Genomic DNA, 15,728 nt, shown 5'->3' with positions numbered 1-15,728 from the left:
AATTGGCGTTGTCGTTCTACAAGTTCTGCGGTGCTCACGTATTAAGTATACGCTCCGCTCCTCGCCTTGTGAACTCCTAGCTCTTTTTGAAATTGACCTTCGTCTACCAAGAGTTCTTATTGCACCCTATATGTCATTCCCGCAAAAGCGGGAATCCAGTAAAACAGATAAAAAACTTGTTTTTTATCTGTTTAAATGACCTATCTTTCTTAACTTGAAGTTACTTCAAGCTTTACGTTAAGACATAAAGATCTAAATTCTTTTATCATAACATTAAATGATTCAGGAATGCCTGATTCAAAATTATTTTCACCGCGTACTATAGAATCATAAGTTTTGATCCTACCGTTTACGTCATCCGACTTAACCGTTAACATTTCCTGTAACGTATACGCTGCACCGTAAGCTTGTAATGCCCAACATTCCATTTCCCCGAAACGCTGTCCGCCGAAATGAGACTTACCTCCAAGCGGTTGCTGCGTTACTAAGCTATAAGGTCCTATAGAACGGGAATGAATTTTATTATCGACTAAATGATGCAATTTCAGCAAATATTTCTGTCCAACAGTTACTAGACGGTCAAAATATTCACCGGTTCTACCGTCAATTAATTTCACTTGTCCTGAAGGGTCTTGACCGGCAAGCTTTAGCATATCTTTAACGTCCTGAACTTTTGCTCCGTCAAATACAGGAGTTGCAAAATGTACGCCTTTACTTACTTTCTTACAAAAAGAGATAATCTCTTCTTCCGGTCTTTCAAGTATAGAATTAATATTTTCTCCATACAGTTCAATTAAGAATTTCTTAATCTGCTCAATACCTATATGTTTATTTTTATATTCCTTTACTAAGGTAGATATTTTTTTTGCTAAATTTATTGATGCCCACCCAAGATGCGTTTCTAAAATCTGTCCTATATTCATACGGGACGGAAGACCTAGAGGATTAAGAACGATATCTACCACAGTTCCATCTTCTAAAAACGGCATATCCTCTTCAGGTACGATACGTGAAATAACACCTTTATTTCCGTGTCTTCCTGCCATCTTATCCCCGGGTTGTAATTTATGCTTAGTTGCAATAAATACTTTTACTACTTTTAAAGCTCCCTGAGGTAAATCATCACCACTTTGCAATTTCTCTACCTTAGTAGCAAACCTTTTATCAAGAGCCTCTTTTTTCTCATCATAATGAGTCTTTATCTGCTCTATTTCATTCATTACATTTGCATCTTCCACGGTAATCTGCCAAAATTGTCCTTTAGATAAGCCTTTTAGCATTTCAGTAGTAATAGTTTGTCCTACTTTTACTTGCTTAGGACCGTTAATAATCACCTGCCCTACTAAAAGCTTTTCAAGCCAACTAAACACAAAATGCTCAATAATTTCTAATTCATCGTCTCTGTCTTTTGCTAATTTTTCAATTTGTTGTTTTTCAATAGCAATAGCTCGCTGGTCTTTTTCTACACCTCTACGAGAAAATACCCTTACTTCTACTACAGTTCCGCTAACTCCGGAAGGTACATGCAGCGATGAATCTTTTACGTCAAAAGCTTTTTCCCCGAAAATAGCACGTAGTAGCTTCTCTTCAGGAGTAATAGGCGATTCACTTTTCGGTGTTACTTTTCCGACTAAAATATCACCGGCTTTTACTTCTGCACCTATATAAATTATTCCGACCTCATCAAGATGACGCAACGCTTCTTCACTTACATTCGGTATATCACGGGTAATTTCTTCAGGACCAAGGCGTGTATCTCTAGCTATTACTTCAAACTCTTCAATATGAATAGATGTAAATACATCCTCTTTTACTATACGTTCGGATATTAAAATTGAATCTTCAAAATTATAACCGTTCCAAGGTAAGAAAGCCACAAGCACGTTCCTACCTAAAGCAATTTCACCGTTATCCGTACTAGGACCGTCAGCTATAATATCGTTTTTCTTAACGTAATGACCGACCTTAACTAAAGGCTTTTGATTTATACAAGTATTATGATTGGATTTTTGGAATTTTAGTAAGTTATAAATATCAACCGAAGGAGAACCGTCAACTTTTTGTTCTAGAGTTCTAATCACGATTCTATTTGAATCTACCTGCTCAACAATACCGTCATGTAATGCAAGCACTGACGCTCCGGAATCTTTAGCTACTACCCCTTCAACTCCGGTACCTACAAAAGGTGCATCCGTTTTAATTAAAGGAACGGCTTGTCTTTGCATGTTTGAACCCATCAAAGCACGGTTAGCATCATCGTTTTCTAAGAACGGTATAAGAGAAGCCGCAACCGATACTACCTGCATAGGAGTTACATCAATGAAGTCTACCTCATACGGTTCTACCATTACAAAATTACCGCCTTCAACACGGCAATTAATAAACTCTCCTTGCAGCTTTCCGTCTTTATTAACTTTAGAATTTGCTTGTCCGATTTTGTATTTACCTTCTTCAATAGCAGAAAGATATACCACTTCATCGGTTACATATCCATCTTTAACTCTTCTATACGGACTCTCTATAAAACCGTGTTTATTTATTCTAGCATAAGTAGCCATAGAGTTAATTAACCCGATATTCTGACCTTCAGGTGTTTCAATAGGACAAATGCGACCGTAATGAGTCGGATGTACGTCACGCACCTCAAAACCTGCTCGATCTCGACTAAGACCTCCGGGACCGAGTGCCGACAGCCTTCTTTTATGAGTTATTTCCGATAATGGATTTGTTTGATCCATAAATTGGGATAATTGGGAGGTATTAAAAAATTCTTTTACTACTGAAACTAAAATTTTAGAATTTACTAAATCATGAGGCATTACGGTATCAACATCACCTGCCGACATCCTTTCAATTACAGATTTTTCCATTCGGACTAAACCTATTCTAAATTGATTTTCTATCAATTCACCTACCGATCTAACCCTTCTATTACCTAAATGATCAATATCGTCTATGATACCTTTACCGTCTTTAAGCTCTACTAAAATTCTTACGATATTTTTAATATCATCAATTGTTAAAACCGTAACTTCTTCAGAAATATTCAGCTCTAACCTAGAATTCATTTTTATTCGCCCGACTTCTGAAAGATCATATCTTTCCGCATCAAAGAATAAATTATAAAACAGGCTTTCAGCCGCTTCGATATTAGCAGGTTCGCCTGGTCTTAGCACTCTAAAAATATCACATAATGCTGCCTCACGATCCTGATTTTTATCAGCAAATAAGGTGTTCCTTATATATGGACCAGATTGAGGATTGATTACTAATACGTTAACATTTTTAATTTTAAGATCATTAATAACATTTAGCATATCAGCAGTAATCATTTCACCGATTTTTGCTAATACTTCATCGCTTGCAGGATCTCTTAAATCTTCAGATAGATATTTGCCGATTAAAGTTTCATGAGCTACTAAAATATTATTAAGCCCTTCCCCAAAATATTTTTTAGCCAAACGCGGAGTAATTTTTTGTCCTGCTTTCAGTAGAATATTTCCGGTATCTGCATCTACTAAATCACTTGTTAAACGATGAGCAGTAATATGCTGAGGTATAAATTTAACCGCCCAACCTTTATTTTTAACAAGCTTATAAGTTACTGAATTATAATAAAATTTTATAATTTCTTCAGTACTCATACCTATAGCTCTAAGCAAAGTAGTAATATAAAGCTTTCTTTTTCTATCAATCCTGAAATAAATAACATCCTTAGCGTCGAATTCTAAATCAAGCCAAGACCCTCTATATGGAATAACACGAGCAGAATATAAAAGCTTGCCGGAAGAGTGGACTTTTCCTTCATCATGATAAAAGAATACACCAGGTGAGCGATGCATTTGTGATACAACTACTCTTTCCGTACCGTTGATAATAAAAGTACCGTTTTTAGTCATTAATGGGATATCACCCATATATACTTCTTGCTCTTTAATCCCTTTAATTTCTCTAGTACCGGTATCCTCATCTATATCCCAAATACTTAATCTTAAAGTCACTTTAAGAGGAGCAGCATAACTTAAACTTCTTTGACTGCACTCTTCTACATCATATTTTGGAGTATCGAATTCATATTTTACAAATTCTAAATTAGCAATATTGGAGGAATCTGAAATAGGAAAAATTGAGTTTAATATAGATTGTAAACCTTTGTTTTTTCTTTCAGAATCTTTAATATTTAACTGTAGAAAGTTTTTCTCATATGAATTTTTTTGAATTTCAATCAAATTCGGTATATCTGCTACTAAATTTATGTGACCGAAATTTTTTCTTATTCTTCTATTGTGTGACAAGGGTTGTGCTTCTATATTATCCCTTAATGAAACCATATAATCTCCTGACTGATAAAATTACTGCCCGTATTGCAGTGATTAAGTCCTATGCACTTTTAATAGAATGATTATAATTATGGCTCTTTTTAGCTGTAAATCATAAGATTTTTTTTGAAATAGTAATAAACTCTCCTCTCAAAAATCTTATTAATTTTTGCTTAAAAATATCTCCTAATTATAATCATTAATCAAAAGTGTTCAGAACCTAGGTTCTGTATATAAAATTTAAATTATTTATATTTTAAACAGTAAAGTTTTTATTGAAATAGATACCTATTTCAATAAAATGCTTATAATTTGCAGTAAAATAAAATATACTGTTTTAAATTTTTTTACATAGAACTTAAATTAAAGAAACCTAGTAAGTTTCTTATTTAGATCTTGTGTAGGCTCTACGAACATTTCCAAAAAGATTTGATTTTGGTTATTTGTTTGTTGCAACAAATTATAATAATATTATTTTTTTTAAAATAGGTAGCTATTCCTTCAAAAATCTCATTAATTTTCACTAAAAATCAATTATAAATGTTCACAGAACCTAGAAAATTTCAATAATTTAAATTAGCTTTAAAATAATTTTTAAACAAAAAAGCCTTATTCAAATTTAATTACTAAAATAAGGCTTTTTTGATTTTAAGAAGTTAATTTAAAGCTATAAAATATTTCTGCAAAACATTAGGCCCTGTAAAAAAATTAATCTATACTTAGTTGTTTTTGATTGAAAATTATAAGATTTTTCTTGGAATAAAAACAAATTATTTTAATTCAACTTTTGCTCCGGCGGCTTCTAACTTACCTTTGATTTCGTCTGCTTCTGCTTTTTTCATATTGCTTTTAATCGGCTTTGGAGCTTCATCAACTAATTTCTTAGCTTCAATTAAACCAAGACCTGTGATATCTTTCACAACTTTAATTACTTCAACTTTCTTGTCACCGGCAGCTGTTAAAACTACTTCAAACTCAGTTTTTTCAGCTACTGTTTCAGCCGCAGGAGCTGCAGCACCGGCAGCTGCTACAGCTACAGGAGCTACTGCAGATACACCCCATTTTTCTTCTAGCATTTTCACAAGCTCAGCTGCTTGCATTAATGTTAATGATGATAATTGTTCTTCAATTTTAGCTAAATCTGCCATAATTTTTTCCTTTTTACTTTTTTTTATATTGAGAGATTACTGCATCAGGTATTTTAAGTTAATTAAATTCTTTTTTGCTTCAAATTATAAGACTTTTTTAAAATAAGAATAATATTCTATAACAAACCTTATTAATTTTCACTATAAAAGCTCTTTAATTATCAATTAAAATACCTGATGCAGTAACCTTTAAGTTAATTTTTACTAGCATGTGCTTGTATTACTCTCGCCATACTCGAAGACGGGGCTTGTAAAACACCTACAATCTTAGTAGCCGGTGCTTGTAATAACCCAACAATTTTACCCCTAAGCTCATTAAGTGCAGGTAGCTTAGAAAGTTCTTTTATTGAATTTTCATCTAATACGTGATTATCGACTATTCCACCGATAATCTTAAGATTATCATTAGCCTTAGCAAAATTAACTACTAATTTTGCCATCTCAACCGGTTCTTTAGAATAAACAATAGCAGTAGGACCCGCAAATAAATTAGCAATACTATCAAGCCCTGTTTGATTTACAGCTATTTTTGCTAAAGTATTTTTAACTACTTTAAAACCTGCTTCTTTAGATTTAAGTGATTCTCTAAGCGAACTCACTTGACTAACGGTTAACCCGTGATAATGAGTAATAATTATAGAGGGCGATTCTTTATAAATATTTACAATATCCTCTACTGCTACCGGTTTTTCTGATCTTAACACCTTTTAATTCTCCTTTTATAATACAGTTTAATATATTTAAACTGATACAAATGCTTAAAATAACAAAATTTTTTTATTATTACTATACTACCGTTAAACGGCTATAAAAATTATGCTATACTAGTTAAATCTATTTGTATCGATGCTCCCATAGTAGAAGATAAATACATTGCTTTTAAATAACTTCCTTTTAATCCGGCAGGTTTTGCTTTAATTACTGCCTCAATAAACGCATTTAAATTTTTTAATAAATCTTGGTCTGAAAAAGATAATTTTCCAAGCCCTGCATGAATTATACCTGCTTTCTCTGCTCTATATTCTACCTGACCGCTTTTAGCATTTTTAATAGCATTTTTAATATCTAAAGTTACGGTACCAAGTTTAGGGTTAGGCATTAAACCTTTTGGTCCTAAAATTCTTGCAACTGAACCTATAGCTGCCATCATATCGGGAGTAGCTATACATACATCGAAATTAATTTTCCCTGCTTTAATTTCATCAATAATATTTGTTGAACCTACTAAATCTGCTCCGACACTTTTAGCTTCTTCTTCTCTTTCTTCTTTACAAATAACGGCAACTCTTACGTTTTTGCCTGTACCGGCAGGTAAATTAACTACACCACGTACCATTTGATCGGAATGCCTAGGATCAATTCCAAGCTTCATAACTATTTCTAAGGTTGGATCAAATTTAACATATGATGCTGATTTTAATCGTGCAACTGCATTTGTTAAATTATATAAAGTATCTGATTTTACTTTTTCTCTAGCTTCTCTTATTTTTTTACCGCCGCTAATTTTTACAGCAACATCTTCCTTATTTGACATAATAATTAATTCCCTACTACTTCAAGTCCCATAGATGCAGCACTACCACAAATAATTTTTGTTGCTGCTTCAATATTTTTTGTATTTAAATCAGGCATTTTTAACTTTGCAATTTCACAACAATCATCCATAGTAACTTTACCTACTACGGCTTCTTTTTTAGTAGCACTAGAACCTTTAGTAATTTTAGCATACTTCTTTAAAAAGTAAGAAGCAGGAGGAGTTTTTAATTTAAAAGAAAAACTACTATCTTCATAAACGGTAATTACGGTTGGTAGAGGTATTCCTTTTTCCATACCTTGCGTAGCATCATTAAAATCTTTACAAAATGCTGCAATATTAACTTTTCTTTGTCCTAGGGCCGGTCCTATAGGAGGTGCAGGAGTGGCTCCGGCAGCCGGAATTATCAAGTTAATATAACCTTTTATTGCTTTCTGAGACATTTATAAATATCCTTATTTTTCTCTTAAATTAATATTACTTTGTAACAATTGCATGGATCTTGTTTCCCATCATTGCGAGGAAAAGCTGTAAGTTTTGACAAAACAAGGAAGAAAAAAATTCTGTAAATCAGAAGTTTTTTATTATTTCTTCTAGATTGCCACACAGCCTACGTCTGCTTGCAATGACGACGCATTATCCCGCAACAATGACATCCTGAACATTCGTACAATACAGCTTAAGTTAATTTATAAACCGTATTTAGTCCAACCTTTAATCATTTTTCTTTACTTGATTAAAATTTAGTTCTATTGGAGTTGCTTTACCAAATATTGCAACTGAAACTTTTAACCTATTTTTTTCTTGATCTATTTCTTCTACTGTACCCATGAAAGTTTCAAAAGGACCGTCTGTAACAGTCACTATTTCACCAACTTCATACAATTTAGAATTCTTTGCTTCTTTAGCTTCTGCTTCCAAATTATTAAAAATATTTTGTATTTCACTTTCTGTAAGAGCTTTTGGCGTGGTTTTGCTTCCTAAAAAGCCGGTTACTCCAGATATATTTTTTACTAAATGCCAAGATTTATCAGTCATATTCATCTTTATCAAGATATAACTCGGCATTAGTTTTTTTTCTACCTTGACATTTTTACCGCGTTTAACTTCAGAAACTCCAAAAACAGGTATTAATATATCTTCAAAAAAATCCGTCATTTTCTGTTTAGCGATTTTGCTAAGCATATCTTCTTTAATGCGTTTCTCTGCTCCTGATGCCGTATGTACTACATACCACTGCTTTACATTTTTTTCAGAAGAAGGCAATATATTATCTATACTCTGTTCTGTCACAATTTATTCCTTATACTATTTGCCGATATTAAGCAAAAGCTGCATTATGTTATGTATACTATAATCAAGTACCAAACAAATTAGGCTAAAAATAAAAACTGCTACTACCACTACTAATGTTGAAGCAACAAGCTCTTTTCTAGTTGGCCAAACTACCTTATAAGTTTCTTGTTTAACTTGTTCAAAAAACTTATAAATTTTATATTCTTTAAACATATTTTTGTTAAGTAATTTATTAGACTTCTTACAAAATTCTACTTCTAGAGGCAATTGAGATGATGATCCAGCACTGGAATTTTCATATACTAGTATGTACGCTGCGATTCAAGGTGAAGTACCTCTTTCAAATTTCTCTCTATAAGCAAATTTTGTAAAAATTCTATATTTTATAGCAAAAAAGCTCTAAGCCTATAATGGCAGGAGCGACAGGCATCGAACCCGCAACCTCCGGTTTTGGAGACCGGCGCTCTACCAATTGAGCTACACTCCTATCATATTTTTAATAAAAAATCAATAAAAATTTATTAAAAATATTTGTTATTATTAAAAAATTACTATAATAAACAGTACTTCTAATTTATAAGCTGCCACGGCAAAACAACATTTATTTCTGTAAGATGTGACATCTCACCCCTAAATTATTTTTTAGCTTTAATAATATCAGCTACTTGACTCGGCACTTGATCATAATGAGAGAATATCATACTAAACTGAGCTCTACCTTGAGATAAAGACCTAAGCGTATTAACATAACCAAACATTTCCGCTAAAGGAACATTCGCAGTAACTACTTGAGCATTCCCTCTTGGATCCATGCTTTGAATTTGCCCTCTACGACTATTTAAATCGCCTATAATATCACCCATATATTCATCAGGAGTGATAACTTCAACTTGCATAATCGGCTCAAGTAATTTAGGATTACCTTTCGGCATCCCTTCTCTAAATGCTGCCTTTGCAGCAATTTCAAATGCAAGTACACTAGAATCTACATCATGAAACGCACCGTCAACTAAAGTTGCTTTAAAATCAATCATAGGATAACCGGCAATAACACCGGTTTCTCTAATATTATTTAATCCTTTTTCAACACCTGGTATATATTCTTTAGGCACGGCACCGCCGATGATTTTACTTTCAAAGACAAAAATTTTATCTTCATCTTTTAGATCTTTTACATCTTTTAGAGGCTCAAAAATAATTTTTACACGAGCAAATTGTCCTGCACCGCCGGATTGTTTCTTATGGGTATAATCAATTTCACAAGCTTTTGTTATAGTTTCACGATATGCTACTTGAGGAGCTCCAATATTTGCTTCGACCTTAAACTCTCTTCTCATACGATCAATGATAATTTCTAAATGGAGTTCTCCCATTCCTTTTATCACTGTTTGTCCTGTTTCATGATCAGTGGACACTCTAAATGATGGATCTTCAGCTGCTAAACGAGAAAGTGCGAGGCCCATTTTTTCTTGATCGGCTGTTGATTTAGGTTCTACCGCCAGCTCAATTACCGGCTCTGGAAATTCCATTTTTTCTAAGATTACTTGCTGATCAATATCGGATAACGTATCACCTGTGGTAGTATCTTTAAGACCTGCTAAAGCTACTATATCACCTGCTGATGCTTCTTTTACGTCTTCACGATTATTAGAATGCATTAATAGCATTCTACCGATTTTTTCTCTTTTATTCTTTACGGTATTAATAACAGTTGTTCCTGAAGTAATTTTACCTGAATATATTCTAATAAAAGTTAATGAACCGACAAACGGGTCATTCATAATTTTAAATGCTAAAGCTGCAAAAGGCTCAGTTACCGAAATAGGGAAATCTTTTTCTTCACCGGTACTTACTTCCATACCTTTTACTATACCTATATCAGTAGGCGAAGGTAGGAAATCTACTACAGCATCAAGTAAAGGCTGTACCCCTTTATTTTTAAAAGCACTACCGCATAAAACCGGATAAAATGCTGCTGAAATAGTACCTTTTCTGATTAATCTTTTAATCTCTTCTGCTGTTACTTCTTCACCTGATAAATATTTTTCCATCACATGATCATCTAACTCAACAACCATATCAAGTAATTTAGCATGATATTCTTCAGCTTTATCTTTCATATCAGCAGGTATATCTTCTTCAAAATACTCAGCTCCAAGTGCTTCATCTTTCCAAATCACTACTTTCATTTTAACAAGATCAATTATACCTTTAAAATTTTCTTCAATCCCTACAGGCAACTGAATAACAAGCGGTTTTGCTCCTAAACGATCTTTGAGCATTTCAACGCATCTATAAAAATCTGCTCCCATTCTGTCCATTTTATTGACAAAACACATTCTAGGAACATTATATTTATCTGCTTGCCTCCAAACCGTTTCTGACTGCGGTTCAACACCTGCTACACCGTCAAATACTGCAACCGCACCGTCAAGAACACGAAGCGAACGCTCTACTTCGATAGTAAAGTCAACGTGTCCAGGAGTATCGATAATATTAATTATTTTATCTTGCCATCTACAAGTAGTAGCAGCTGAGGTAATGGTTATACCGCGTTCTTGTTCTTGTTCCATCCAATCCATGGTAGCACCACCCTCATGCACTTCACCTATTTTATGCGATTTACCGGTATAATATAAAATACGTTCGGTAGTTGTGGTTTTACCGGCATCAATGTGAGCACATATACCGATATTACGAATATGCTCAAGTTTATTTATTTTACTCATTATTACCCTACCTTATTTCATTTTTTTAGGGCTAAAATGAGAGAAAGCTTTATTAGCTTCGGCCATTTTATGAGTATCTTCTTTCTTCTTAATGGCAACGCCTCTATTATTAGAAGCTTCAAACAGCTCTTCGGCAAGTTTATCAATCATCATTTTTTCAGAACGTTTTGACGCAGCATTAATAATCCAACGGCTAGCAAGGGCATATCCTCTTCTTTCATCAACATGCGTCGGAACTTGATAATTAGCTCCTCCAACCCTAACCGAAGTTACTTCTAAATGCGGCTTCACGTTATGCATAGCATTATTAAAGGTTTGATACGGATCAACTCTATGCTTCTTTTCAATTTTATTAAAGGCTGAATAAACAATTTTCTCTGCAAGGGCTTTCTTCCCTTCTTTCATAATATTATTGATAAATCTTGACAATAAAATACTGTTATATTTCATATCAGGTAAAATTACTCGCTTTTCCGCGGCATGACGACGTGACATTTTATTTTTTCTCTCTAACTAATAATTTATTTTTTTGTAACTGCAACTTGTTTACGAGGCGCACCGTAACGTGACCGACCTTGCTTACGTCCTTTAACTCCGGCAATATCATAAGCACCGAGTACGATATGATATTTCACCCCCGGCAGATCAGGAACTTGACCGCCTCTTACTAACACCCTATCATGTTCCTTTACACTATGCTTTTCACCAGGAATATATGCATTTACGGTTCTTTTATTACTTAAACGCACCGTTGCAATCTTACGAAGTGCAGAGTTAGGCTTTTTAGGGGTAACGGTTTTTACAACTATGCAAACACCACTTTTAAAAGGATTAGATTCTAAGGCAGGAGATTTGGTCTTACGAGTTTTTGACTTTCTCCCAAAACGTACTAATTGATTATATGTCGGCATTAAAAAAAATACTCCAAAAAAACTTATATATACGATAATTTAAAGGGTGGAAAGTACTTCCACCCTTTATTTTCAATCATTTCTAAATACAAATTATAAGAATTTGTAAATTACACTAAATTTAAATTATAATTACTTTTTCCATAAAAGCAAGTATGTTTTAATTAACAATCATTTTTTTCTCAATTATTTTTGCTATAAAGCTGATTAACATCACTAAAATATAGTAACAGCACGCAGCAATAAGCATTGGAAAAAAATAATTATATGTTTCAATTGATACAATTTGTGCTCTACGCATTAAATCCATTTCTCCAAGCATAGAAATAATGGCTGATTCTTTAATCAAATTTACAAGCTCATTTACTAATGACGGAAAAATATTTTTAACTGCTTGCGGCAGAATTATATCTTTCGTTATTAAAAACTTTGGAATAGCAAGAGCTTCAGCCGCTTCAAACTGCCCTTTATCAACTGTATTAATCCCTGCCCTGATTACTTCGGAAACATATGCTCCCGAATTAAGAGAAAAAGAAATAGCTCCCGCCATAAACACACTAAATTTAACGCCTATGATATAAGGTGAAGCAAAATAAATAATACTTAATTGAATTAATAAAGGTGTTCCTCTGAAAATAGAAGTATAGAAATTTGCAAAAAGCCTTAAAGCACGATTTTTATTTACCTTACAAATAGCGAGCAGCATCCCTATTACTAAACCGAATATAACGGCAATAACACTATATTTTAAAGTTACCAAAGTTCCCTCTACAATAAAAAAGATTTTTGGATAGAATTTTATTAAATACTCAAACATATTTTTTTATATATATTTTTTTCTTGTCATCCCGCGATTAAATCGCGGGATGACACTAAAGGTTTCTAGATTCCTGCTTTCGCAGGAATGACATCAGAACATTAATCAGTACACTCTCTTCGCCGGCGGGACTGCTGTTACTTCATCGGTTAAAGTAGTTAAAGTCACAGGTTTATAATCAAGAACTACTTTACCTGCTTCATCGATAGAGCTAAGAGTATGCTTCATCCAATCCCCATCATTACGATCAGGATAATCTTCACGTGCATGAGCTCCTCTGCTTTCTTTTCTTGCAGCTGCCGAATATACCGTTACTAAAGCTTGATCAAGTAGATTATCTAGCTCTAAGGCTTCCACTAAATCGCTATTCCAAATTAAAGATTTATCGTTAATTTTTATATCTTTATAGCCGCTTCTTATTTCGCTAATCATTCCTGCTCCTTCATCTAGTACCTCTTGAGTTCTAAATACCGCAGCATGGCTTTGCATAGTTCTTTGCATTTTAAGCCTTAACTCTGCAACTAAAATATTACCGTTAGCGTGACGGACTTTATCAAATCTATTTATAATTTTTTCAAGGCTTTCTTCGTTTATAGACTTGTGGGGACTCGCAGGCTTAATAAGCTCGGCTGCTTTTAATGCAGAACTTCTACCAAATACTACTAAATCAAGCAAAGAATTTGATCCTAATCGGTTAGCACCGTGTACCGATACGCAAGCCGCTTCACCGATTGCCATAAGCCCTTTTACTACGCTATTATGATTTTTACCGTCTTTGATTATGACTTGACCGTGATAATTCGTCGGTATCCCGCCCATATTATAATGTACCGTAGGAAGTACCGGTATCGGCTCTTTAGTCACGTCAACACCGGCAAAAATTTTAGCCGTCTCAGAGATACCGGGCAAACGACTATGTAAAATCTCAGGCGATAAATGATTTAAATGTAAAAATACATGATCTTTATGCTCGCCGACTCCTCGCCCCTCTCTGATTTCTATAGTCATTGCTCTTGAAACTACATCTCTTGAAGCTAAATCCTTTGCAGCAGGAGCATAACGCTCCATAAAACGCTCACCGTTTGCATTAACGAGATATCCCCCCTCGCCTCTTGCCCCCTCGGTAATAAGACAGCCCGCCAAATATATACCTGTCGGATGGAACTGTACAAATTCCATATCTTGCATTGGAAGACCGGCTCTAATCGCCATGCCACCCCCATCACCCGTACAAGTATGAGCAGACGTTGCCGAAAAATAAGCACGCCCGTATCCGCCCGTTGCAAGCACTACATTATGAGCTCTAAAACAATGCAGACTACCGTCATCTAAATTCCACGCAACTACGCCTTTACATTCACCATCTTCCATCAATAAATCAATAGCAAAATACTCAACGAAAAACTGTACTTTATGTTTTAGTGATTGTTGATATAAAGTATGAAGTATGGCATGCCCCGTACGATCTGCCGCAGCACATGTACGCTGAGCTGCTTTTCCTTTGCCGTACTCTGTTGTCATTCCTCCAAAAGGACGCTGATAAATTTTTCCCTCTTCAGTTCTTGAGAAAGGTACGCCGTAATGCTCTAGCTCTAAAATCGCATCTGGAGCTTTTTTGCACATATACTCAATGGCATCCTGATCGCCTAACCAATCAGAACCTTTTACCGTATCATACATATGCCAACGCCAATCATCTTCGCCCATATTCCCAAGAGCCGCACTAATTCCGCCCTGAGCAGCCACAGTATGACTACGGGTTGGGAACAGCTTAGTTATACAAGCGGTATTTAGCCCTTCTTTAGCCATACCGAATGCAGAACGAAGACCTGCTCCACCTGCACCTACAACTACTACGTCAAATTGATGATGAATGATATTATACGCTTTGGTCATTAAATTAATTTTTTACTATTTTGATACGTGAATTGTCTACCTCTGTCACACCCCATGGTCAAGCCATGGGGTCCAGTAATTCAATACACAATAATGCTATAAATTGTTTTCTGGATACCGCGGTCAAGCCGCGGTATGACAATTTTTATCCTTTATAAAACATCGTTACAAAAGCTACAATAGTCACAATGCAAAATAATTGCACTATTATAATCAATGTATTACGTAATTTGTGACAACTTATATAATCCTCAATTACTACACGCATACCAAGCATCGCATGATACAACGAAATAACCACCGTAATTAACAAAACTACTACATTAAAAGGCTTTTTAAGCTCCCACATAATAATATTTATATCATTATTTTTGTTGGTTAACGTAAAATATATTAGCCACACAGAACATAAAGCTAATATAATCCCCGTTACTCTTTGCAATAACCAATGATGAGAACCACTTTTAGCAGAACCGCTATTTTTTGCTTTTACAATTGCTGCTTTAAAATCATATACCATTAATTTTCTCTATTATTTGTTTTAGCTTTTCGTCATTGCGAGGAAAATTACAAAGTAATTTGTACGTCCGCAATCTCAGGTATTTGTTATTATTTCTGAGATTGCCACGTCGATGCTACGCATCTCCTCGCAATGACGTTTTTCATTACTACACCCATAACAATACCGTTAATAATACAGATCCTACCACTACACACCAACCGGTGATATTAACCAATTTTATAGAAAAACCGTAACCGATATCCCAAAATAAATGCCGAATGCCGTTACATAAATGATAAAACCAAGCATAGCTAACAGCTACTAAGCATATTTTTATAATACAGCATTCAGCAAGCTGTAAATAATTATTGTCATATTTACTAAGAATCAACCACCACACAAAGATTGACACCGCAAAAAACAAAGCTACGCCGGTCATACGATGCAAAATTGATAATGTAGAACTTATTTGCGGCTTATATATAGTTAAATGCGGCGAAGTTGGACGCTTATTATAAATTTCTTGTTTGGTTTTAGTCATATATTTCTAATAAATAAAAAAGGGTTATGTCATTC

At 34.3% G+C, this 15,728-nt stretch carries 14 protein-coding genes and 1 tRNA gene; all 15 read right to left on the bottom strand.

Annotated elements, in window-relative coordinates:
- Positions 1 to 209: 209 nt before the first annotated feature.
- The gene (gene rpoB / locus MCC_RS01460; protein WP_014408227.1) at positions 210 to 4,331 is read right to left on the bottom strand and encodes a DNA-directed RNA polymerase subunit beta; all 4,122 of its coding nucleotides are present in this window, start codon (positions 4,329 to 4,331) and stop codon (positions 210 to 212) included.
- A gap of 758 nt (positions 4,332 to 5,089) precedes the next feature.
- Entirely contained in the window at positions 5,090 to 5,467 is a 378-nt protein-coding gene (gene rplL / locus MCC_RS01455) for a 50S ribosomal protein L7/L12 (RefSeq protein WP_014408226.1), read from the bottom strand.
- Between the two features lie 194 nt (positions 5,468 to 5,661).
- Positions 5,662 to 6,171 (bottom strand): 50S ribosomal protein L10, encoded by a 510-nt coding sequence (rplJ, locus tag MCC_RS01450; RefSeq protein WP_014408225.1) that lies wholly within the window; start codon positions 6,169 to 6,171, stop codon positions 5,662 to 5,664.
- 110 nt (positions 6,172 to 6,281) lie between these two features.
- A complete protein-coding gene (gene rplA / locus MCC_RS01445; protein ID WP_014408224.1) occupies positions 6,282 to 7,001 on the bottom strand; it encodes a 50S ribosomal protein L1 in 720 nt (239 codons plus the stop codon).
- A gap of 5 nt (positions 7,002 to 7,006) precedes the next feature.
- Positions 7,007 to 7,444, bottom strand: a complete 438-nt coding sequence (gene rplK, locus MCC_RS01440; RefSeq protein WP_014408223.1) for a 50S ribosomal protein L11 — start codon at positions 7,442 to 7,444, stop codon at positions 7,007 to 7,009.
- A gap of 271 nt (positions 7,445 to 7,715) precedes the next feature.
- Positions 7,716 to 8,294: a transcription termination/antitermination protein NusG gene (nusG, locus tag MCC_RS01435; RefSeq protein WP_014408222.1), complete on the bottom strand. Its 579-nt coding sequence runs from the start codon at positions 8,292 to 8,294 to the stop codon at positions 7,716 to 7,718.
- 15 nt (positions 8,295 to 8,309) lie between these two features.
- On the bottom strand, positions 8,310 to 8,510 hold the full coding sequence (gene secE, locus MCC_RS01430; RefSeq protein ID WP_004996644.1) for a preprotein translocase subunit SecE: 201 nt from the start codon (positions 8,508 to 8,510) through the stop codon (positions 8,310 to 8,312).
- Between the two features lie 198 nt (positions 8,511 to 8,708).
- Positions 8,709 to 8,784 (bottom strand) — tRNA-Trp (locus tag MCC_RS01425).
- Positions 8,785 to 8,932: 148 nt separating this feature from the next.
- Positions 8,933 to 11,026 carry an elongation factor G gene (gene fusA / locus MCC_RS01420; protein WP_014408221.1) on the bottom strand — a complete coding sequence of 698 codons (2,094 nt, stop codon included), beginning with the start codon at positions 11,024 to 11,026 and terminating at the stop codon, positions 8,933 to 8,935.
- 12 nt (positions 11,027 to 11,038) lie between these two features.
- Positions 11,039 to 11,521 (bottom strand): 30S ribosomal protein S7, encoded by a 483-nt coding sequence (gene rpsG / locus MCC_RS01415; protein ID WP_004996646.1) that lies wholly within the window; start codon positions 11,519 to 11,521, stop codon positions 11,039 to 11,041.
- 26 nt (positions 11,522 to 11,547) lie between these two features.
- Positions 11,548 to 11,937, bottom strand: coding sequence for a 30S ribosomal protein S12 (gene rpsL / locus MCC_RS01410; protein ID WP_014365257.1), 390 nt, complete (start codon positions 11,935 to 11,937; stop codon positions 11,548 to 11,550).
- A 160-nt stretch (positions 11,938 to 12,097) separates the two neighbouring features.
- The gene (locus MCC_RS01405) at positions 12,098 to 12,754 is read right to left on the bottom strand and encodes an amino acid ABC transporter permease (protein WP_012152451.1); all 657 of its coding nucleotides are present in this window, start codon (positions 12,752 to 12,754) and stop codon (positions 12,098 to 12,100) included.
- A gap of 105 nt (positions 12,755 to 12,859) precedes the next feature.
- Positions 12,860 to 14,650 (bottom strand): succinate dehydrogenase flavoprotein subunit, encoded by a 1,791-nt coding sequence (gene sdhA / locus MCC_RS01400; RefSeq protein WP_014408220.1) that lies wholly within the window; start codon positions 14,648 to 14,650, stop codon positions 12,860 to 12,862.
- A gap of 145 nt (positions 14,651 to 14,795) precedes the next feature.
- Positions 14,796 to 15,170, bottom strand: coding sequence for a succinate dehydrogenase, hydrophobic membrane anchor protein (gene sdhD, locus MCC_RS01395; RefSeq protein WP_014408219.1), 375 nt, complete (start codon positions 15,168 to 15,170; stop codon positions 14,796 to 14,798).
- A gap of 148 nt (positions 15,171 to 15,318) precedes the next feature.
- Positions 15,319 to 15,693 (bottom strand): succinate dehydrogenase, cytochrome b556 subunit, encoded by a 375-nt coding sequence (gene sdhC, locus MCC_RS01390; RefSeq protein ID WP_014408218.1) that lies wholly within the window; start codon positions 15,691 to 15,693, stop codon positions 15,319 to 15,321.
- Positions 15,694 to 15,728: the final 35 nt, after the last annotated feature.

It is taken from the genome of Rickettsia rhipicephali str. 3-7-female6-CWPP (genome assembly GCF_000284075.1).
Lineage (GTDB): Bacteria > Pseudomonadota > Alphaproteobacteria > Rickettsiales > Rickettsiaceae > Rickettsia > Rickettsia rickettsii.
This window is presented reverse-complemented; position numbering and strand designations above follow the sequence as displayed.

Bases quoted from the DNA above. Each gene is read 5' to 3' on its own strand.
- rpoB (WP_014408227.1), bottom strand. From the start codon at position 4,331: ATGGTTTCATTAAGGGATAATATAGAAGCACAACCCTTGTCACACAAT.
- rplL (WP_014408226.1), bottom strand. From the start codon at position 5,467: ATGGCAGATTTAGCTAAAATTGAAGAACAATTATCATCATTAACATTA.
- rplA (WP_014408224.1), bottom strand. From the start codon at position 7,001: ATGTCAAATAAGGAAGATGTTGCTGTAAAAATTAGCGGCGGTAAAAAA.
- rplK (WP_014408223.1), bottom strand. From the start codon at position 7,444: ATGTCTCAGAAAGCAATAAAAGGTTATATTAACTTGATAATTCCGGCT.
- secE (WP_004996644.1), bottom strand. From the start codon at position 8,510: ATGTTTAAAGAATATAAAATTTATAAGTTTTTTGAACAAGTTAAACAA.
- fusA (WP_014408221.1), bottom strand. From the start codon at position 11,026: ATGAGTAAAATAAATAAACTTGAGCATATTCGTAATATCGGTATATGT.
- rpsG (WP_004996646.1), bottom strand. From the start codon at position 11,521: ATGTCACGTCGTCATGCCGCGGAAAAGCGAGTAATTTTACCTGATATG.
- rpsL (WP_014365257.1), bottom strand. From the start codon at position 11,937: ATGCCGACATATAATCAATTAGTACGTTTTGGGAGAAAGTCAAAAACT.
- MCC_RS01405 (WP_012152451.1), bottom strand. From the start codon at position 12,754: ATGTTTGAGTATTTAATAAAATTCTATCCAAAAATCTTTTTTATTGTA.
- sdhA (WP_014408220.1), bottom strand. From the start codon at position 14,650: ATGACCAAAGCGTATAATATCATTCATCATCAATTTGACGTAGTAGTT.
- sdhD (WP_014408219.1), bottom strand. From the start codon at position 15,170: ATGGTATATGATTTTAAAGCAGCAATTGTAAAAGCAAAAAATAGCGGT.
- sdhC (WP_014408218.1), bottom strand. From the start codon at position 15,693: ATGACTAAAACCAAACAAGAAATTTATAATAAGCGTCCAACTTCGCCG.